20 protein-coding genes are annotated in these 20890 nt (G+C 37.3%); 7 read left to right on the top strand and 13 right to left on the bottom strand.

Annotated elements, in window-relative coordinates:
- Window positions 1–101 precede the first annotated feature (101 nt).
- The 3 genes from CZ809_RS02620 to CZ809_RS02610 form a co-directional block, all read right to left on the bottom strand.
- Window positions 102–1421 carry an ABC transporter substrate-binding protein gene (locus tag CZ809_RS02620; protein ID WP_080156541.1) on the bottom strand — a complete coding sequence of 440 codons (1320 nt, stop codon included), beginning with the start codon at window positions 1419–1421 and terminating at the stop codon, window positions 102–104.
- Between the two features lie 59 nt (window positions 1422–1480).
- Window positions 1481–3460: a methyl-accepting chemotaxis protein gene (locus CZ809_RS02615; RefSeq protein ID WP_080155873.1), complete on the bottom strand. Its 1980-nt coding sequence runs from the start codon at window positions 3458–3460 to the stop codon at window positions 1481–1483.
- A gap of 893 nt (window positions 3461–4353) precedes the next feature.
- A complete protein-coding gene (locus CZ809_RS02610; protein ID WP_080155872.1) occupies window positions 4354–5685 on the bottom strand; it encodes a trypsin-like serine protease in 1332 nt (443 codons plus the stop codon).
- 340 nt (window positions 5686–6025) lie between these two features.
- Between CZ809_RS02610 and CZ809_RS02605 the strand changes: the two genes are divergently transcribed.
- The gene (locus CZ809_RS02605) at window positions 6026–6598 is read left to right on the top strand and encodes a PhnA domain-containing protein (protein ID WP_065176687.1); all 573 of its coding nucleotides are present in this window, start codon (window positions 6026–6028) and stop codon (window positions 6596–6598) included.
- An 87-nt stretch (window positions 6599–6685) separates the two neighbouring features.
- Here the strand turns inward: CZ809_RS02605 and CZ809_RS02600 are convergent, their stop codons facing one another.
- Window positions 6686–7117: an RDD family protein gene (locus tag CZ809_RS02600; protein WP_080155871.1), complete on the bottom strand. Its 432-nt coding sequence runs from the start codon at window positions 7115–7117 to the stop codon at window positions 6686–6688.
- A complete protein-coding gene (locus tag CZ809_RS02595) occupies window positions 7110–8543 on the bottom strand; it encodes a coniferyl aldehyde dehydrogenase (RefSeq protein WP_144396138.1) in 1434 nt (477 codons plus the stop codon). Before CZ809_RS02595 ends, CZ809_RS02600 begins: the two co-directional genes overlap by 8 nt.
- Window positions 8544–8725: 182 nt before the next feature.
- Here CZ809_RS02595 and CZ809_RS02590 point away from each other — a divergent pair, with 182 nt between their 5' ends.
- On the top strand, window positions 8726–9385 hold the full coding sequence (locus tag CZ809_RS02590; RefSeq protein ID WP_080155870.1) for a glutathione S-transferase: 660 nt from the start codon (window positions 8726–8728) through the stop codon (window positions 9383–9385).
- A 66-nt stretch (window positions 9386–9451) separates the two neighbouring features.
- Here the strand turns inward: CZ809_RS02590 and speG are convergent, their stop codons facing one another.
- Entirely contained in the window at window positions 9452–9976 is a 525-nt protein-coding gene (speG, locus tag CZ809_RS02585) for a spermidine N1-acetyltransferase (RefSeq protein ID WP_080155869.1), read from the bottom strand.
- Between the two features lie 139 nt (window positions 9977–10115).
- Entirely contained in the window at window positions 10116–11015 is a 900-nt protein-coding gene (locus CZ809_RS02580) for a LysR family transcriptional regulator (RefSeq protein WP_080155868.1), read from the bottom strand.
- A gap of 133 nt (window positions 11016–11148) precedes the next feature.
- Here CZ809_RS02580 and CZ809_RS02575 point away from each other — a divergent pair, with 133 nt between their 5' ends.
- On the top strand, window positions 11149–11682 hold the full coding sequence (locus CZ809_RS02575) for an NADPH-dependent FMN reductase (RefSeq protein ID WP_080155867.1): 534 nt from the start codon (window positions 11149–11151) through the stop codon (window positions 11680–11682).
- Window positions 11683–11849: 167 nt separating this feature from the next.
- Complete coding sequence (locus CZ809_RS02570; RefSeq protein ID WP_080155866.1) at window positions 11850–13232, top strand: endonuclease/exonuclease/phosphatase family protein; 1383 nt, start codon at window positions 11850–11852, stop codon at window positions 13230–13232.
- A gap of 65 nt (window positions 13233–13297) precedes the next feature.
- Here CZ809_RS02570 and CZ809_RS02565 read toward each other — a convergent pair whose 3' ends face one another.
- Window positions 13298–13627, bottom strand: coding sequence for a hypothetical protein (locus CZ809_RS02565; protein ID WP_144396137.1), 330 nt, complete (start codon window positions 13625–13627; stop codon window positions 13298–13300).
- Between the two features lie 212 nt (window positions 13628–13839).
- Here CZ809_RS02565 and CZ809_RS02560 point away from each other — a divergent pair, with 212 nt between their 5' ends.
- The 3 genes from CZ809_RS02560 (at window position 13840) to CZ809_RS02550 (ending at window position 16763) form a co-directional block, all read left to right on the top strand.
- Complete coding sequence (locus CZ809_RS02560) at window positions 13840–14199, top strand: VanZ family protein (RefSeq protein ID WP_080155864.1); 360 nt, start codon at window positions 13840–13842, stop codon at window positions 14197–14199.
- Window positions 14200–14736: 537 nt separating this feature from the next.
- Window positions 14737–15399: a potassium channel family protein gene (locus tag CZ809_RS02555; protein ID WP_080156539.1), complete on the top strand. Its 663-nt coding sequence runs from the start codon at window positions 14737–14739 to the stop codon at window positions 15397–15399.
- Complete coding sequence (locus CZ809_RS02550) at window positions 15396–16763, top strand: TrkH family potassium uptake protein (RefSeq protein ID WP_080155863.1); 1368 nt, start codon at window positions 15396–15398, stop codon at window positions 16761–16763. The genes CZ809_RS02555 and CZ809_RS02550 overlap by 4 nt, the downstream gene beginning before the upstream one ends.
- Before the next feature lie 99 nt (window positions 16764–16862).
- On the opposite strand, the gene CZ809_RS02545 is transcribed toward CZ809_RS02550, so the two are convergent.
- The 5 genes from CZ809_RS02545 to CZ809_RS02525 form a co-directional block, all read right to left on the bottom strand.
- Entirely contained in the window at window positions 16863–17519 is a 657-nt protein-coding gene (locus tag CZ809_RS02545) for a YdcF family protein (protein ID WP_080155862.1), read from the bottom strand.
- Window positions 17520–17847: 328 nt separating this feature from the next.
- On the bottom strand, window positions 17848–18390 hold the full coding sequence (locus CZ809_RS02540) for a YaeQ family protein (RefSeq protein ID WP_080155861.1): 543 nt from the start codon (window positions 18388–18390) through the stop codon (window positions 17848–17850).
- Between the two features lie 86 nt (window positions 18391–18476).
- A complete protein-coding gene (locus CZ809_RS02535; RefSeq protein ID WP_080156538.1) occupies window positions 18477–18764 on the bottom strand; it encodes a GIY-YIG nuclease family protein in 288 nt (95 codons plus the stop codon).
- 113 nt (window positions 18765–18877) lie between these two features.
- Window positions 18878–19537 carry a YceH family protein gene (locus CZ809_RS02530; protein ID WP_162841590.1) on the bottom strand — a complete coding sequence of 220 codons (660 nt, stop codon included), beginning with the start codon at window positions 19535–19537 and terminating at the stop codon, window positions 18878–18880.
- Window positions 19538–19718: 181 nt separating this feature from the next.
- Complete coding sequence (locus CZ809_RS02525) at window positions 19719–20693, bottom strand: GGDEF domain-containing response regulator (protein WP_080155859.1); 975 nt, start codon at window positions 20691–20693, stop codon at window positions 19719–19721.
- Between the last annotated feature and the right edge of the window lie 197 nt (window positions 20694–20890).

Raw genomic sequence — 20890 nt, 5'->3', positions numbered from 1 at the left:
CTTAACCTGTATATATCAACCATGCATCAACAATCACGTTATTCTCCGTATAGTTAGCCAATTCAAATAAGTGATTGTTGACTCAATTAAGCCCATCCTAACTACAACGAATTATTAACCACTGGTGGGGAAACCGTTATGGGTAGTGTTAGTGCTTGGCACATTTCAGCTAAGGTCTTCGCTTCACGTTGTGGTTGATACCAACTATTTAAACCCATTTGTACCGTCATTACCGCTTCTTCTGGGGTCATGGTGCCATTTAGTACTCCCACACTGGTTTCCCATAATTGCAATTCAAAATCGGGTTTGCCACGCGATAAAATTTGAGCTGAATTACGAATGGTAGAATCACAACTGTTACGCCACATCATCATTTCATTGGCAATAGGATGGTTAACATCGAAAAAGTGATTAGATAACGAGAAAAACCCAGGAATACCATTTGTTAATAATTCTGCGAACTCAGCGGTTGTCATCCATTGTAGAAATGCCGTTGCTGCTGCATTTTGCTCTGATTTAGTGTTTAGTCCCATCCCCAAATCGGTATGATCACTGATATAGCATTCATCTCCTTTGTTAACGACTGGAGGTGGAAAAACACCAAAATCGACACTGTTAGCAAAAGTAGATATATCCCACGAACCTGTTGGATAAATTGCAGCCTGACCGTTTTTAAACAACTCAATAGCTTCAGCATAACTGCGTTGCTGATAATTACTGCCTAAATACGGTGTCCAATTGGCTAAAGCGCGATAAGTGTTCAGATATGGGCTATCAGAGAAACGTGCTTGTGCTTGAATTAAGCCTAAGCGCCCATCTTCACCCTGCCAATAATTAGGACCTATATTCTGAAACCCCATCGTTGCGGCTTCCCATTTGTCTTTGGTGCCTAAAGCAATAGGTGTATAACGTTGGCTTTGTTTGATTTTTTCAAGTACATGTTTAAATTCAACAGTCGTTGCTGGCACCTGAAGTTTTAATTCTGAAAAAATAGTTTTATTGTAAAAAAATCCATGAATAACCGATGCCATAGGTAAGCAAAATGTTTGAGCTCCTGAATCTGTTTGCCATGGGCCTAACGCAAAGCTGGGAAAATTCTCCATGCCTTGCATTTCAGTAATATCACTAAAATGCCCTTGCTGAAAGAGTGCCAATGATCCATCAAATGGACGACAAGCAATAAGATCACCCGCAGTTCCTTGCGCAAGATCTTTATCTAGCTGTTGATTAAATGTTGATGGATCGACTGGTGATCGGTATGTCACTTTAATATTAGGGTAATGCTGATTAAACGCTGGAATGATTGTTTTATCCCAAATAGCATTATCGTTACGCCAGGAATCAATAATAACCTGACCGCTGATTGATTGTGTATTCGCCAAAACTAAACTTGGGATTAATAACACTCCACCGCATACCATTTTGATGATGCTATTAGATGCTGAGCGTGTACGTTGAACAATATGTGAGTTTTGCATAATTAGACCTTAAAGCGTTCAATCAATTGACGTTGTTGAGCAGCCAGTTGCGATAATGCTTCGCTGCTTTGCGCAGATTCTCTCGCTTCATTTTCTGCGTTATATGCGACAGCCGCGATACCATTAATATGCTCAGAAACATCTTGGCTCACTGAGATCTGTTCTTCCGTTGCATGAGCAACTTGTATCGCCATATCTAAAATAAGATGCATACGATCAACGATTGTCTGTAAAGCAACATCCGTTGAACGAGCTTGCTCTACACATTGTTCAGTTTGTATTTGTGAACGCGTCATAACCTGTGACACCTGCAACGCATTTTGCTGCAAATTAGTTATCATTCGTTGAATTTCTTCTGTTGACTGCTGCGTTCGATTAGCTAAGGCCCGTACTTCATCAGCAACAACAGCAAAACCACGACCTTGTTCACCGGCTCTTGCTGCTTCTATCGCGGCATTAAGTGCTAATAAATTGGTTTGTTCAGCAATACTACGAATGACACCTAATATACTGCCAATATTGTTAGAGAATTCAGATAATTTTTGAGTAATAGCAACAGCTTCCGTCATTTCTACTGCAAGTTGTTCGGTAATCGTTCGGCTCGTTAAGACTAATTCTCGTCCTTGTTGTGCCGCTTGATTCACCTCATCGACTTCAGCCACGGTTTGTTCTGATGAACGTGATATTTCTTTTGCACTCACTTCCAACTCTGAAATAGCCGCTGCAACTTGATCCGTGCGCGATTTTTGGTCTTCAACTCTATTCATCGCTTTTTCGCTCGTCGTCGCAGTTTTGTTCGCTTCTGATACCAAATGCGCAGAGCCAATATGAATCTGAGTTAAAATATCGGCCATGCTGATAGATAATTGATCAATCGATCGCGATAACGCACCAAACTCACATCCAGAATGATAATTTGTACGTTGTGTCATATCCCCTTCAGTCATTTTCTTTAGAACTGAATTAATTCTCACCAACGGTGTGTGAATACGTTTTGCAGTAGTGATCGCGATAACAGCAGCAATCATCGTTGATACCAGTGCGGCAATAATAATACTTAGAATGGCTTGATTTGCCGCTTCATCCGCCGCTTGTTGGCTTGCTTTAGCGTTGGCTTGTGCATATTCCATATATACGGTTAATGCCTGTTGAGTCGCTGTTACCTGTTGGTTTGATTTTTCATTTAAAACGGCTAACTGTGAAGCTAATAAATGTTGCTTAGCCATCACCTCTAACATGCTATTCGCCCCTAATGTAAGCGCATAAACACGATTTAGATTTTTGCTATAACGTGCCTTAACATCCTCAGCAATATCAATCCTTGCAATACCCTGTGTCGCCATCTCAATATCTTTTGTGAGCACCGCCGATAATGTTTTAAGATCAGTTTGAGGCGTCGCTCGACGAACATTTTTTAAATCTCGGCTAATACCACTAGTAATTAATTCGACACGATTTCGCAATGAACGTTTATGACTGGCACTTTGAATAAGAAGGTTAGCTGCTGATTGGTAAGTATCTTCAAGGTGAATAAATTCAAGATTTAAACGTTGATGTTGGCGTTTAACCGCTAGCCATTGATCATAACGTTCAATAGCAGTATTTGATGAAGTAAAAAAAGCATTAGCAGCTATTAATGCCGTTGCTAATTCAGATTTTGCTCTTGAGTCAACCGCATAATGCTGTGCTTGCTGCTCTAGTAATCTAAAGTCATGTTCTGCTTTTTGAACATCAGCCTTTTTTATAGCCAACACTCCAATATTGGTGGTCGTTTGATAGTCAATTACCTTCAATTGATTTTCTCGCAAACTTGCCAATAATTGGCTTGCTGAAATAACCATAGGTGTTGATACTTCAGTAACATGTTGTAATCGGCTATGGATTCTATCGGTATTACCATAACTTATACCTCCAAGGAGGAGAATAAGTACCAGCATTAGAGTAAATCCAGCAATAGTACGTTGAACAATTGAGAGTGACATACCTGACTCTATTGTAAAGGAATGAAGCCATTACCAATAACTGCATCAATAATGGATAGCCGCTCAATATAATTATTTCATCGCCTAAAATAAAAAAATATCCGCCATTTCAAAGCACAGATCACACTATTTTGCTTCTAAATTCTTCTATGGTATAGGTTTTTTTATACTATGAAACAAAATCCTATAAGCAAATAATTCCCTTCCTAATTAGAAACAAATATTCAACATTCCACTCAGAATAATTTTTTTCCTTCGTTTTATATTTTAAATATTAAACTTTATTTGAATGCCAAATACATAAAATACGCTTTCTGTTTGATCATTGAACTAAATCAATAAATTTATAGTTATTAACAAAATTCAATTAACTATCTGTTGACTTTACCAGAGGCTGCACCAAATCTAGCTTTAGCGAATTTCCCACAGAGTTATGCACAGCTTCTGTGGATAAATGCATTTTAGTGGATAAAATAATAAAACATTATATTATTGATCGAAAATATATTACCAAAAACAAAATAAAAATATAAAACATTGATATTAAAGTTAAAATATTTAAAAAATCAATATTGATAAATTTAATAACTAAATAGATAAAACTTATTTTTACTTTATTTATTATTTAAAGCACTTTGGTTGTTAAAAAAATGTAAGTTATACATACGATTTGGACGCTTTTTTCAAGCCAACAATAACCACAAAAGTATCTTTGTACTCTTTTGAGAAATGAGAGCCTGCACTATAAAAATTTAATATTGAAAAAAGCAATATATTGTTTAAATTATAAAAAAAATGGAAAGTAGCTAAAAAGCCACTTTCCACATCAATAACGTCTCAATCTACAATTAGAACCTCATCAACACTCACTTGACTCGGTTACAATCCTCTGCTTACTTTCTTAAACGTCTAAAAAACGCACTTGAACAAAGTAATAATAAGCCTATAAAACCGAAACTACCGCCACCATCACTATCTTTGCCTATATTACAATTATTCGCTGAAATGCTGTCATTGCACCCATCACCACCTGTGTCACCGCCTCCTGTGTCACCGCCTCCTGTGTCACCACCACCTGCGTCACCACCACCTGTGTCACCGCCACCTGTATCACCACCACCTGTGTCACCACCACCTGTATCACCACCACCTGTGTCACCACCATCTTGATCGCCGTATTTATCATTAAGAAAATCAGGAGGTGTTATAGGATATGTCGGCACTTTACTACTGTTTTCAACAATCCAATCAGTATAGTTTCCTACACGAGCATAGAAACCTGGTCTAGTCATTGAACCACAAACAGGATTACCTGTCGTACCGCCACTGACAATACCTACCTGTAACTGATTGCCCTCACTATCAATAGCAAAAATAGGACCTCCGCTGTCACCATTACAAGCATCGGCACCAGTAAGCTCGGCAATAACTACAGGTGGTAATGTACATAATTTAGTAATATTTGCTGGGCTATCAATAATTAAGCCCGGGTTATCATTAGACTCAATACGCTCATAACAAAGATTAATAGGGAAGAAACTCAACTTAGCCTGTTTAAGTGTTTTTGATGGCTTACTTCCCTCTATTGTCGTTGCTCCCCACCCTAAAACGGTAATATTTTCAGGACGGTGGTCTGTAGGAATAGGATTATTGGCTTGTTCCCATTCTTGTTTTAGCTGTTCCTCAATCAACTGTGTTTGCGATAAGGTCGATAATGCAACCTTACCTAAATCAACAAACTTACGATTTACCCGAATTAGAGCAACATCGTTATCCAATGCCGAACTAACAATTTCAGTGATCACTTGATCATTAACTGTTGTCTCTTTTATCACTGCTACTGGACTATAAGCGGGGTGTATCACCACATGCGTAGCTGAAAATATATGTTTTTTTTGTGGATAGCTATTATCAATTAATCCTGCCGTAATAGTAATATCTGAAGGAGCCATTACTATCGCGCTTTCACCACTTCCTTTTACCACGCAATGGGCCGCCGTTAATACCCACTGATCATTGATAATCGTCGCGCCACAAAAAGGGGTTTCTCCATCTTTATTATTGCGGAGTGATGCCATAAAATTTTCACTCGCTGGAGTATTAGTATCAACATCATGACCACCAACAACGTAAGGTGAAACTATTGTATCTGATGATGCACATACTGGCGTGCTTATACTTGCAGCAATCGCTAACATCAAAACACTGTATTTATACTGGAACATCCTTTTCCCTTAAACTTAATAGTAATCGCGATAGTTTACTCTTAACATGTTGCAGGCAAAGATCGAAACAAGCGCACTGCGATAAGCTTCATTTTTTCATGTAACTGTAAAGAACATTACCTCACATATTATATAAGTTGCGACACTATCTTATTTATATTCTCTGTATCTATATTGTTAAATATGAAACAACAACCAACCAATTCGGTTAATGAAACAAAGCACACTGGATATTAAACAGTCTGTTGTACTATAAATTTCGTGATCAGGGACATGTTTGCTTTTCTTCTGTACAATAGAACGGCATAATATTGGCACAATAAATCAATGGACAATTCCCATGACTATCGAACAAGCATTAAAAACGCGTAGTGAATCAAAATGTGAGCTATGTTCTTCTGAAAACAATCTAGCGGTATACGCTGTTCCTGCTTCTGAAGACAAGAGCGCGGGTTGCTGTGTACTACTTTGTGATACTTGCCGTGGTCAGCTTGAAAATCCAGAAACTACTGACGAAAACCATTGGCGTTGTCTAAACGACACCATGTGGAGTCAGGTTCCTGCTGTTCAAGTTATGGTATATCGCCAGCTTAAGCGTCTTTCAACTAAAACTGATTGGGCAATGGATCTCGTTGACATGATGTACTTAGAAGATGACGTTAAAGAATGGGCTGAAAAAGGTCTTGTTGAAGAAGAACAAGCTTCAATCCCTACTCGTGATGCGAACGGTGCAATCCTTCAAGCTGGTGATAGCGTAACTATCATTAAAGATCTACCAGTTAAAGGTTCAAGCATGGTTATCAAGCGTGGTACGCCAGTACGTAACATCAGCTTGACTGATAACCCACTTCACATCCAAGGTCGTGCTGACGGTGTGCAAATGGTGATCATCTCAGCTTACACTAAGAAGTAATTCTTACTGTATTGAGAATAAAGAAAGCCCCTGTTGATATTATCAGCAGGGGCTTTCTTGTATGACATCGATAGCTTTATTGTTCTATTATAATGAGTTAACCACAACAGTATTGGCTAATTTATCATGCCAGCCTTGCTTTCTCTTATCCCAGCCAACCCACATTAAACCTAATCCCAAGGGAATAGTTGACACAAAATAGCCTAAATAACGTATCACCGATTGTTTCACACTGGGTTTGTTACCAGTGTTAGCGTCAACTATCTGCGCTTTAATGACCATTTTCCCTGGTGTGGCTGATTTATAAATCCAAAATAAAATCACCCCCACAAACGGTAATAAATAATTGATCATTATATCCATCGGTCCAATAGCAAAACTATCGGTAGATGGGTGCATTTCACCATACGCGAGATACATAAGTGGCGCTGTAATCAAAGCGACAATAGCAGTATCAACCAAGCTAGCTAATACTCGAGGCCAAAATCCGACATACGTTATTGTTATTTGCTCATTCATATCGAGATAGCTTTCTATTTATAATAAAGTTAATTAACCGTTTACCGATTTTTCCATAAGGTGCATAGAGATATTTAGTTGAACTTATCGCTGCTTGATGCATTACTGGACGCATTTTTGATAGCTGTTCAAACCCTTCTCGACCATGATAATGTCCCATACCGCTATGGCCTATGCCACCAAAAGGTAAATCATCCTGCGCGACATGTAACATAACATCATTGATTGCAACCCCACCTGAACGCGTTTGGTTTAATACTTGCTGCTGTACCGCTTTATCATTACTGAATAAATACAGCGCTAATGGTCGCTCTCGCGCATTAATATAGTCCAAGGCTTGTTGAAGTGTTTGATAAGTCACTATTGGCAATAATGGCCCGAAGATTTCACGCTGCATCACTACCATCGCGTCTGTTGGTTGACAAACAAGCTGTAACGGAAATTTACGTTGTTGTGAATTGGGCTCTGACTGAGGGATCAAATTCACCACCGTTGCCCCCAGCTCAATCGCGTCTTGAGTGGTATCACATAAACGACAAAAAGAAGCGTCATCAATAATCGAGGTATAGTCAGAGTGGGAAATATCGGTAAACCGCTGTGCCATAATAGCTTGAGCTTGACGAATTACCTCACCTTCTAATGCTTGTGGGATCAACATATAATCAGGAGCAACACAGGTTTGACCGCTGTTATAAACCTTACCACCCAGAATACGAGATAATGCTATCTTCACATCATAATCATCGACCAAAATAACCGGCGATTTACCACCAAGTTCTAACGTCACAGGCACTAAATTAGTAGCAGCTGCTGCCATAACAGCCTTACCTGTGGTCGTTGAACCCGTAAAAATAAGGTGATCAAATTTTAATTGTGAAAAAGCAATCCCTGTTTGCCCTTCTTCTTCAACAATACAAATATGATCATTACTAAAATCAGCCGCAAATAATTGTTGTAATAGCTGACATAGATGTTGAGAATTTTCTGACATTTTAACCATCACACGATTACCTGCAGCGAGTGCGGCAACCATCGGTGCAATAGTCAAAAAAAGCGGATAATTCCAAGGAACAATAATGCCGACAACCCCTAAAGGTTGTGGAATAACACTGTTTATTGCGGGTTTGAACCATAAAGAAGTATGTCGACGCTGAGGCTTCATCCACGTCTTTACATGTTTAATTGCATCGTTTATCGATTCTAAAGACGTAAATATTTCTAATAATGCGGTTTCACTTGCAGAGCGACAACCAAAATCAGCCGCAATCGCTTCGCAAATCTGAGCTTGATGCTGAATGATTAATTGTTTTACTTTTTTTAGGGCAGCGATACGATCTTCAACCATCGGCATCGGTTGCTGCATAAAAGCATCATATTGACGCTGACGATATTGCTCAAGTCTGCTTGCTATCAACAAATCGCTCATAATATTCCTCTATAATATTCGCTACATGATATATCTAGCGGTAGTGAATAATGAAAATAAGCATGTGCAAATAGTAGTATCACTATCTCTAATAACAATACAGTTGAATACGTTAAATTTATCAATTATCAAGATTTGCACTAAACTTACCCCATTAAGGACGGAATTTTCGGAGGGATAAAATGACGCGACCAATACTGTACACGCTACGTCAATGCCCCTATGCCATTAGAGCGCGGTTAGGCCTACGACTTGCCGAGCAAGAAATAGACATACGTGATATTTCACTCACAGATAAACCCGCTGAAATGCTTAGCATTACGCCAAAAGGGACCGTTCCGCTATTAGTCTTAAGTAATGGTGATTATATTGATGAAAGCTTATCAATTATGGTATGGGCTTTAAATCAGCACGATCCGCACAATTTATTATTAGCTGATAGCACGCATTTATTCACTGATATGATCAATCTTATTGCGCGTAATGATTGTAAATATATTGCTGCATTAGAACACTACAAAGCAAATATACGCTACCACAATCCAGATGGTGCGCTTTACCGTCATTTATGCCAATCGTTTCTCGATGATCTTGAGTTACGATTAAATAAACACCGTTTCTTTATGTGTGATCACCCAAGCCTAGCTGACTACGCTATTTTGCCCTTTATTCGTCAATTTTCTCATGTTGAGCGACAATGGTTTCGCCACGCTCCCTACCCTAAATTAAAAACTTGGCTAGAGCAGCATTATCAAGATCCTATTTTTTCACAAGTCATGAAAAAGAAACCATTGTGGCAATCAGAGCCATCAACACCGTCATCACATTATGAAACGGTATAACTTTATTCTCATGCAGCCATTGGTCTAAATCACCCAGACAATATTGCACTGTCTGGGTGATAACAATTATTTGCTACGACTCGCAAGATATTCATCTTGAAGCATGTACATCCGTTTTACATCAGTGTATTGCCCATTAATAAAGATTTCTTTTACTAGGTGGCCTTCTTCAATAAAACCACATTCTTCATATAAATAAATGGCTTTTTCATTTGCTGTTGCTACATGCAAATAAACTTTGTGTAGATTCAAAATAGTAAAGGCGTAATTCAACGCACGATTAATTAATGCGCGCGCATAACCATTACCTTGAAAATCAGGAGCAATGATGATCTGAAATTCAGCACTGCGATGAATACTATTAATTTCAACTAATTCAACCAGTCCAATTGACTCTTTATCATTATTTTCAGCAATAAAACGTCGCTCAGTGCTATCGTGAATATGCTTGCGATATAGCTCTTCCAGCTCATAAAATGACTCATACGGCTCTTCAAACCAATAAGACATGATAGCACGGTTATTGTTTAGCTGATGAATAAAACGTAAATCAGTTTGTTCTAAGGCACGAAGGCGAATTTCATTATTCATTATGGTTATCCATTTCCTAAAAAATCACTATTTTAAAATAATATACAAATAAGCTTATTAAGCGCTAGAAAATATCACTAAAACGTAAAAATAAAAGGTAAATAATGTAAAATTTTACGTCTAAATACTTAAGCTACTGTTAATTGCTCATTCTACCTTCTAATAAGTCAATAAATCGCCTTACCTTGGCTGATAAATGTTTTCTGCTTGGATAAACAACATACACATTCACCAATGTCTTATCAAATTCAGACAATAGAATCGTTAATTCACCACGTTGCAATTGTGGCTCAATATAAAAAGCAGGCACGTGACAAATACCCATGCCATCCACAGCCATTGCCACAGTCATCGGCGTATTATTACAGCGTAACTTTTGTTGAACATCAACATTAAAGACTTTATCTTCCGCATCGGTATATTGCCAGCGATTGGCCTGTTTTAAGTTACTGTAGCAAAGACAATGATGTTGATGTAATTCAGATGGGTGTGTTGGCGTGCCATATTGGCGTAAATATTCAGGCGATGCCACTGTATGAATTTTACAACTAAAAAGGCGTTTACAAATTAAACTCGATTCCGCTAACATCGCTGAAGCACGAATAGCAAGATCATACCCATCAGCAACAACATCCACTGTTTTATCACTCAAGTCTATATCTAACTGCATTTCTGGATACAGCGTTAAAAACTCACTAAATACCTGCTGTAAATATTGAGATCCTAACCATACAGGGCAACTTATTTTAAGTGTACCTTTAGGGTTTACACTATTTTGTGACATCAAACCCAGCGCCTGTTCAGCATCCATGACCAATTGCAAACACTCTTGATAATAGACCTCGCCCTCAGGCGTTAACGCGATAGATCGTGTCGTACGATTCAATAAACGAACCCCTAAACGAGCCTCAAGTTTATTGATCTCTTTACTTATATAAGAATTAGAATGCCCTAAAGCCTCCGCAGCAGCGGCAAAGCCCCTACTTTTTATAACTTGAACAAAGACGACAATACCATCAAACAATTTATTATTAGTCATATGGAAATAGTTAAAACACTTTTATGCTATTAATTATATTTAGACACTAATATACACTTAATCCACGCACTTAGGGATTTATTACCTAACCTTATTATTGATAACAACGTAATGTACGTTACAAGGAACTTAAATGAAATTATTGACCTTAGCAGCAAGTAGCAGCCGTCAATCAATCAATAAACATCTCGCAACATATGCCGCATCATTAGTTACGGATGCAAATGTGGATATCTTAGATATTAATGATTTCGAAATGCCGCTTTATAGTATTGATCGTGAGACAGAAACGGGGATTCCAGCACTAGCACAAGACTTCCTAAATCGTATAGCTGAAGCTGATGCCGTTATTATATCGTTTGCAGAACATAATGGTTCATACACTGCTGCATATAAGAACCTATTTGATTGGGCATCACGCATTGAGCCTAAAGTTTACCAAAATAAACCTATGTTATTATTGGCAACATCACCGGGTCCTGGTGGCGCTAACACTGTATTAACAGCAGCAGTTAACTCAGCACCTTACTTTGCAGGAATTGTGAAAGCATCGCTCTCTATTCCTAGTTTTTATGATAATTTTGATCTAGCTGTCAACAGAATCACTAATGCAGAACTAGATGCAGCATTAACAACTGCAGCACATAGCTTAACCAATCATAAATAACGTTTAATCATATTTTGATCTTAGTTCCAGAGTTATTAATTTCCCCATACCATGGGCGTATTAATTGCAAGGAAGTGCTATAGCGATCACTATTATTAATAAAACCATCAGTATACTGCACGCTCTCCTCCAATGAACAGCGTGTTGCTAAATTACTGAGATTATTTATGAAATTAATTAAACGTCTTGCTGCGATTGCCATTACTTCAGCATTATTAGCTGGGTGTAATAATCATAATACCAATGACATTACACCTACAGCTAACGATGTCACTGTCGCAACTTTTAATCTTTCGTTTGATCGTAATAGTTTTGAACAACTGGTTGATGAAATGCAAACATCACCAGCAGAACAACAAATATTAATCGATGGTTTTAACACCAAGACGCTAACTAGTGCCCAAACAGACAAAGCACTTAAAATTATTCAAATCCGTAATGTCGCGGCAATTATTCAAACAAAACGCCCAAATGTTATTTTATTAGCTGAATTTAATAATGATGGAGCGGGTGAAAATACAGCGGCATTGACTGGCTTTCAAAATAATTATTTATCCATTGGACAAAGTCCTAACAGCATTACTGGTGGCGATACATTAGACCCCATTAAATATCCTTTTTTTGAAAGCTATGCCACTAACACCGGTTTAATGAGTGGCTTAGACCTTAATAATGATGGCAAAGTAAATTCAGGCCCCAATGATGCATGGGGATTTGGTGTCTATCACGGCCAATACGGCTTCGCATTGATGTCTCAATATAAAATTGATACAGCAAAGACACGTACATTCCAAACCTTTAAATGGAAAGATCTACCTTCAGCTGAAAACCCAATAATCACCAATTGTAATGATGCTAAAAACCCCATTCCTAAAGGGATGGAATGTGGTGATAAATGGTACACTGCTGATGAATGGCAGCAACTACGCTTATCATCAAAAAATCACGTAGATGCACCCATCATTATTCCAACAGCGAATGGTGAACAAACTATTCATATTTTGATGTCACACCCAACCCCTCCTGTATTTGATACCGTGACTCAAAATAATAAAATGAAGAACCGTGATGAAATCCAATTCTGGAATAACTACATTACAAGTGGTGACTTTATTTATGATGATAAAGGCACAACGGGTGGCCTTGCGGAAGATGAAAAATTTGTGATTGTTGGTGATTTAAATGCCGATCCCTATGCTGGTGATGGTTATCGCCAAACCATTGAAAGCTTATTAATGCATCATCGTGTTAACCAACAGGCAAGTGATGGAGCATTAACGCCAACGAGTTTAGGCGCTGAAAGTTGCTACAGTGATAAAGAATGTCGTCAAGATAACCCTTATCCTAACCGCTTAACCAGTAACTTTGGTTTACAAGTCGATCATGCTATTCCATCTCATAATATGACTATCGTTGACTCTGGCGTATATTGGCCAGCACATGACGAACAAGGTCGCTTACTTGTTAATGATGATCGAATTGGTACAAAAGGCAAAGGTAAAGACGTTTCTTCTGATCACCGTATGGTATGGATAAAAGCAACACTATAACTAATATTGATATCTTAAATAGTGTACTAAAAACGCTTAATCATCATGATTAAGCGTTTTTTTATTTAAAACAAGCATTGTTGCGGATGATGAGCGACTGTGAGTGACTCAAGAGACGTTACTCCCTCAAAATGAACAATCCATGCCATATTGCTACGCGGGAACTCTTTTATAATCGATTTTTTTAACTGCTTGAGTAAACTTACATTATTGAGCGTCAATGTTTGAGAATCAAAACCAAATTGCTTAAATACGAAATTTTTTGCATCTAGCTTTAATACTAAAATACCACGATCTTTTTTAAAGGTTCTGGCCTCGATTGCTTCACCAACAACCATGACAGATAACGTTCGTTGAAAGGTATAAAATAATTGAGATATATGAACTTTAGCCATACCTAATACCATCTAAACTAACAATATCCTCCTATCATAGAATGTTACTATTGTTATTCTCTATTCAATTATTCTTAATACTAATATAAATAAATTTGATACAACCGTTATCGCATTCTTCCTAGCATAGACCACCCTGCAGTATTACAGTTGTTATCACCGATCAGCAAAGATATAATTTATAGAATATTTTCTTATGAGACTTATCGACTATGTCACGCTTTAGCCAATTTTTTTACTCGCATTGGAAACTAATTAGCATTTTGATCCTTGCTTTAATTACTGTCTTATCTTTAACACCGCAAGCAGAATTACCCACGGTCTCAGGAACAGATAAAACCCACCACTTTATTGCTTATGCAACACTAATGTTTGCGGTGGCTTTTGTTAAACCGAAACATTGGCAATGGATCGCTGTATTTTTCTTTTGTTGGAGTGGTGCGATTGAATTAATTCAGCCTTACGTTCATCGTTTTGGTGAATGGCTTGACTTAGCAGCTAATACCGGTGGTCTGATTTGTGGTTTTATTATTGCAAGAATCTTCGCGTATATTTGTAAAAAAACAAACTAGTTGTTTACGTCTAGTAAAGTTTTTTTATTCCCTGACTAACCGTTGACAAAATAATGGTTATTTACGTTTATTTTAATTTAAACTAAATATAGAGCCTATATAGTCCTTCTTTTTCACTATTATCAATAATAAAAGACCGTATTATATAGGCTGATAATTCAGCATATATTATGTAAATATCATATTTAGAGCTAAATATAAGATTACTATTTTCAATACTTAGATTAAGTAAAATTTATATAATCAATAAAAAACATTTTCAATCAAATAGTTACGGTCACCCTATTGTTTTTATAAAATAAATCATAAACAATGAGCATGATTCACTAACTTGAATTACCTAAAAAATGCGAGCAATATCCGAAAAATTATATCTAACTGGAATTTGATGTTTCTATGTATATCGTCATAACACAAAATGACATAACGACAAGGACGCTCAGATAGCATAGTAATGGCTAATTTGTTAACTTAATGTTTTTACAATCAACAACAAAACAAATAAAGCATTACACTAAAGTAATGTGGGGAAAAAAAATGAATCCTGAAGACAAGCAGTTTGCTGTTATTGGCCTTGGCCGCTTTGGTATGTCTCTGTGTGAAGAGCTTAGCGAACGTGGAGCACAAGTATTAGCTATAGATATTAATGAAACATGTGTTCGTCAAGCCGCAGATATTGCAACACAAGCTGTCGTTGCTGACTGTTCAAATGAAGCGACTATTGCAGAATTAAAACTTGATGATTATGATTTAGTCATGGTTGCTATTGGTGATGACATTAATGCCAATATATTAACTACCCTCTTGCTAAAAGATGCCGGTGTAAAAACGGTCTGGGTCAAAGCCAAAGATACTCCACATTGTAAAATCCTTTCAAAAATTGGCGCTGATAAAATCATAAGACCTGAACTGGATATGGGTATTCGTATTGCACGTAACATGCTCGATAAACGTGTCTTTGAATTTTCAGAATTAGGCAGTGGTATTTCATTAGCTGAAGTTGTAGTTACAGCTCGTAATATGGGTAAACCTATCTCGAAACATCCTTGTGCAAGCAGCGATGAAACACAAGTCTTAGCACTTAAACGTGGCCCTGAAGTACGTAAGGCTCCTGATATGGATATGGAAATGCAAGTTGGTGATATCCTTATTATTACTGGTCCTGAAGATGTACTATCAGAAACATTAAGAAAGTTATGAGTTTTATCCCGAATCGGACAATGTATGTCCCAATAAAAACAAATAAGCGCGATAAACGGTGGTCTGAGCCAAAAATTATCATCTTTAGTTTTTTGGCTATTTTGATCCCTGGCGCAATTTTATTAACATTACCCGTCTTTTCTGTATCAGGACTCAGTTTTGTTGATGCTTTATTCACCGCAACATCTGCTATCAGTGTTACGGGATTAGGTGTTGTCGATACTGGGACTCACTTTTCCACCAGTGGTAAAGTATTATTGATGATCTTAATGCAGATTGGTGGTCTTGGACAAATGACCTTATCTGCTGTTTTGTTATATATGTTTGGCTTACGCGTTAGCCTACGCCAACAATCGCTAACAAAAGAGCAACTCGGGCAAGAAAAATTCATCAATATTCGTTTACTCGTTAAGCACATTATTATCTTTGTTATTGTCTGTGAATTAATTGGTACTTTTTTTCTATCACTACGCTGGGTACCAATGATGGGATGGGATAAAGGGCTTTTTACTGCCGTTTTCCATGCTATTTCAGCGTTTAATAACGCCGGTTTCTCACTTTTTTCAGATAACTTAACTCAATATGTTGATGATCCATTAGTAATCATTACTGTTGCGATGTTATTTATCTTAGGTGGTTTAGGCTTTACTGTTATTTCAGATTTACAACGCAATTTACATCGTGGTTTCCATTTTTTATCACTGCATTCAAAAATAATGATTATTGCAACACCCATATTATTATTGTCAGGTACGGTGATGATTTGGTTACTTGAACACGATAATATGCAAACACTTGGAAGCTTGAATACTTCAGGACAATGGCTGGCTGCATTCTTCCAATCAGCAACAGTGCGTACCGCTGGCTTTAATAGTGTCAATATTGGTGCGTTTACTGAGCCCGGTTTATTAGTCCTAATGCTATTAATGCTTATTGGTGCAGGTCCGACATCAACCGGTGGTGGTATTAAAGTTTCTACCTTTGTTGTGGCTATTTTAGCTACGTGGTCATTCTTAAAGCAGCGTGATCGTGTTGTACTTTTTAAGCGTACAATATCAAATCAAACAGTAACAAAATCATTAGCCATTATTGTGGTGAGTGGCATTGTATTGTTGATCGCGATGTTTGCACTAATGCTAACAGAGAAGGCACCTTTCTATGAGGTGATGTTTGAAACTATTTCAGCCTTTGCAACTGTTGGTGTAACCGCAGGCTTAACGGCAACACTGTCGGAACCGGGTAAATATATCATTATCATCGTGATGATTATTGGTCGTCTTGGCCCACTAACACTGGCTTATATGTTAGCGCGTCCAAAACCAACATTACTGCGTTATCCTGAAGATAACGTGGCTGCAGGTTAATCCGCACAACGCAGTCATTACTACTTTATGATGTTATACTCTACAAAAAGGCGTGTTTCCTAACTAAAGAAACACGCCTTTTTATTTACGTATGATTCACTATCGAGGAATCTCTGCAGCTAAATGTTCATCAAAACCTGCCGCGACTAAATTTTCATAAGCTTGCCATACTTCAGCAGGAATAACTTGCTCAGTTGAAAAACCTAATGTGGGATAGTAACGAATACGTTGTAAATCCCCTACCATCACATTGATCATATCACCATAGCTAATCACATCATTCGCAAACTCATCAAATGTTAATGACGGTGATGTTACTTGTGCTGTTTTATTTGGCCACAATTTTTCAAATGTAGCGAGCGTTCGACGTTCCATGAATGGCTTTTGAACCAAAATAAATCGCTGAGGATCAAGGTTTTTCTCCATGAGTAACTCACGCGTTTTAATTATATTTTCGCCAGTATTTGTCGCTACAGGCTCAATATAAATACAGTCATTTGGCACCCCCATTTCACGAGCAATATTCGCAAAATGTTCAGCTTCTGCGCATGGAAATAAACCCTGAGTAAGTTCACCAACATTGCCAGAGAACACAATACAAGGTGCATAGCCTTTCATAAATAATTGAGCGGCATATTCTGCAACTCTAATATCATTACTGCACAGTACAAACAAACAATCACTTTTTACTAATGATTGTTGCAATAAATGATAATCCCAAATGATTTTAGCTGAACGATAAATTCCTGAAGACATAATCAATCCCTTTGTATCAATAGATTATATTTAAAACATAGGCTATTAAAATAATGAGCCTTTATAATAAAATATAACGTTAAAGATTGTCTTTCAATAACGAAAAATTAAATAATAATTTGCGGATTGCTAATATGCAAAATATTAATCCCATAATAAGTCGTATTTTAATATCCTAAACACCAGACACTAATGTATAACATATCAACAAGGATGGCTTTGTCGTACTCAATAAAAATACACAATGCTATTTTGAACATAAAAAAGTGGAGCAAGCTTATACTTACTCCACTCATCCAATTATCGCCTATTTATCTCACGAGAACGATTAGCGTTGCCACCATTCAGGTAAAATAGCAATGCTAGTGCCATGTTGGTCGCTTAACCACGCTTGCTCACTTTCAATCGTTAACTGCAATTGCATTGAACGCTCAACCAATGTCTCTAGGCTTTTTAATTCTTCATCACGAATAAAGACTACAGATACATTACTTAATGCATTAATTTTGGTTTTATTCGCTTGCCACCATACAGGAGCAGCATGATCACCATAAGCATAAACAATCACTTTCTTGGCGCGGTGTGACGCCTTGCGAATACGTTTTTCGTCAGGTAAACCCAACTCTACCCATAATTCAATTTCATCAACTAAGTTTTTAGTCCATAAATCAGGCTCTTCTGCAGAACTTACACCTTTAGTAAATTGTAATTCTGGATCTGCATTTAATCCCCAAGCAAGCACTCGCAGCATGAAGCGTTGTAATGTTTCTGATGGATGACAAGCAACAGTATGTTGACCATCAAGATAAACATGGCGATCCATGTCTGCTACGTTCATGTTTACTTTATATATAGTGGCACTGATCGCCATGGGTAACCCTTTAAATTATTACTAAATAACAAGTGCAAATATTTGCACATACGCTTATTGTCTGCACAAAAAATATGAATATCGTCTTAATCTGAAAACAATGTATATAACGATATATCTTGTTGGATGAGATCTTCTTTTTGTGCTTTTGTTAATCGTTTTTTAATATGATATTCAAACTGCATCGCATCACGTTTACAGTTCACTTGCTGTGACCACATCAATGTTAAAGGCCCTTTTCCCTTGAGATATTTGGCCCCTTTTTTACTGTGTTGATGCTCTTCAAAACGACGACAAACATCAACAGTAACGCCACAATAAAGCATCCCTTTATGGGTCCGAATAAGATAAACAAACCAAGGAGTGGTTGACATAATAACTGGCCCCAAAATAAACAGGCCCAACATACAATGTTGAGCCTATATAAACAATCAAAGCTACAGCAAAACTGGCGAGACAATCTACCAGTATTCTTAAATAATAGAAACTACTCTGTTAATGATTCTAACATTAATTGTAATTCAACGAGTTGTTGCTTTAATTGTTCAACGTCTAATTCTAATGCGTTAATTCGTTCTTCATTGATAGCACTACTCGCTACTACCGATTTAGCTGGCGTGTAATTGTCAATATCAATATCACCACTGAGTAAGTGCACATAACGACAATCACGTTTTCCTGATTCTTTAGGTAACTTAACAACATAAGGTCCCTTATCTGCCGATGCCAATAGCTCTAATACCGCTTCAGCTTCTTGTGTGTCAGCAAAATCACATAACCGGTTAGTTCGAGTACGAATTTCACCAGCACTTTGCGGGCCACGTAATAGCAATACAATCATGGCTGCTAGTTCTTGTTTAGTGAACTGTAATGAACCAAATTCAGTATTACAAAAACGATGCTGAAATTTAGAAACACGACTACCAAAACTGGATACGTCGCTCACCATCCGCTTTTCTTTCAGTTCTTCAATTGTATCAAGTACTGTTGCTTCATCGAGCGCCATTACAGGCTCACGACTTGATTTTTGATTACATGCTGTCGTCAACGCATTAAGCGTTAATGGGTATTGATCTGGAGTAGTAATTTCTTTCTCAAGTAAGCAACCAATCACTCGAGCCTGTTGTTCTGTTAATTGCATATCCATGATCATCCTATTCATCTCACCCAATGGCTTTATTCATAAACGTAAGATCTCGACACTCATCACTGAAAAGCCATTACTACAATACAGTGTCAAAATACTCTTAGAAGATTAGCACATTTATCTTTACCAGCAAGTAGTTAGGCTCTCAAAATCATGACTTTTGACCACAGCAAAGTAAAAGTTAGTTTTCATTATGACTCACTAAAGAATATGGATATTCCGCAGTGACAAATTGATCTCGTCCATTATCCTTCGCTTGATATAATAATGTATCAACCGCTTGATATAAATGTTCAACTAATTCTAAGCCCGTTGGAACCCATGAAATCGCCCCTTGACTTACAGTTAGTTGATCACTAATTAATGAATGACTATGTGGTATCGCTAACTTCTTTATCGCATTTTTTAAACGCTGACACTCTTTAATTGCTTGTTTTTCATTACAATTACAAATTAAGATAATAAATTCTTCACCACCATAGCGACCACAAATCTCCCCCGCTCTATTGAATGTTTTTTTCAAACATGATGACAATAATTTAAGACAATTGTCACCTTCGATATGTCCCTGATAGTCATTAAAGAGCTTAAAAAAATCAACATCGAGTAAAATAATCGTCAACGGCAAATTATTTCGACCATGTAACGCAATAAATTCAGTTAATTTTTGATCCAGATACCGACGATTAGCAAGTGTCGTCAATGGATCTTTATTTGCTTGTTCTAACAATAATTTATTTACTTTCTGTAACTGTGTTGTTGTATGCTCTAACCGCTGCCTCATCACCGCTATACGGCTCATTGCCTGCATTTTCGCCGCTAATATAATAGGATTTACAGGTTTAACTAAATAATCATCCCCACCAACATCAATAGCTTTTGCAATAATATGAGGATCATTTATACCACTTAGAAAAATTACGGGCACCCACTCTGGATATTGATGCCGAATTGTATGTACTAATTCAATGCCATTTTGTTGCGGCATTTCAATATCAACTAATAACAGATCAGGCTGAAATGCTGAATAACACTTCAATAACTCCGCGGCTGATGATACTGACTTAACATGATGACCTAGGTTTGTTAGACATGCCGCTAAATATAGTCGTTCACTGGCGACATCATCGGCAATTAAAATCCGCATCATTCCCATATTAAATCCTTTACGATTGTAACCATACAATATAAAACATATTGCATTCTTCATGCCATATATTTTTTTTATAAAAAAAAAACTTAACAGCGTGATTACACCATGACTATTCACTAAAATAAATTTTATTATGACTTTTATAATCATATATTGACATTTATCAGTAGGAATATAGGATTCCTCCTATCAAAACACAA

This window comes from Photobacterium piscicola (genome assembly GCF_900166965.1).
Lineage (GTDB): Bacteria > Pseudomonadota > Gammaproteobacteria > Enterobacterales > Vibrionaceae > Photobacterium > Photobacterium piscicola.
The sequence above is the reverse complement of the archived record's forward strand: the minus strand, read 5'-3'. Positions and strand labels throughout refer to the sequence as shown.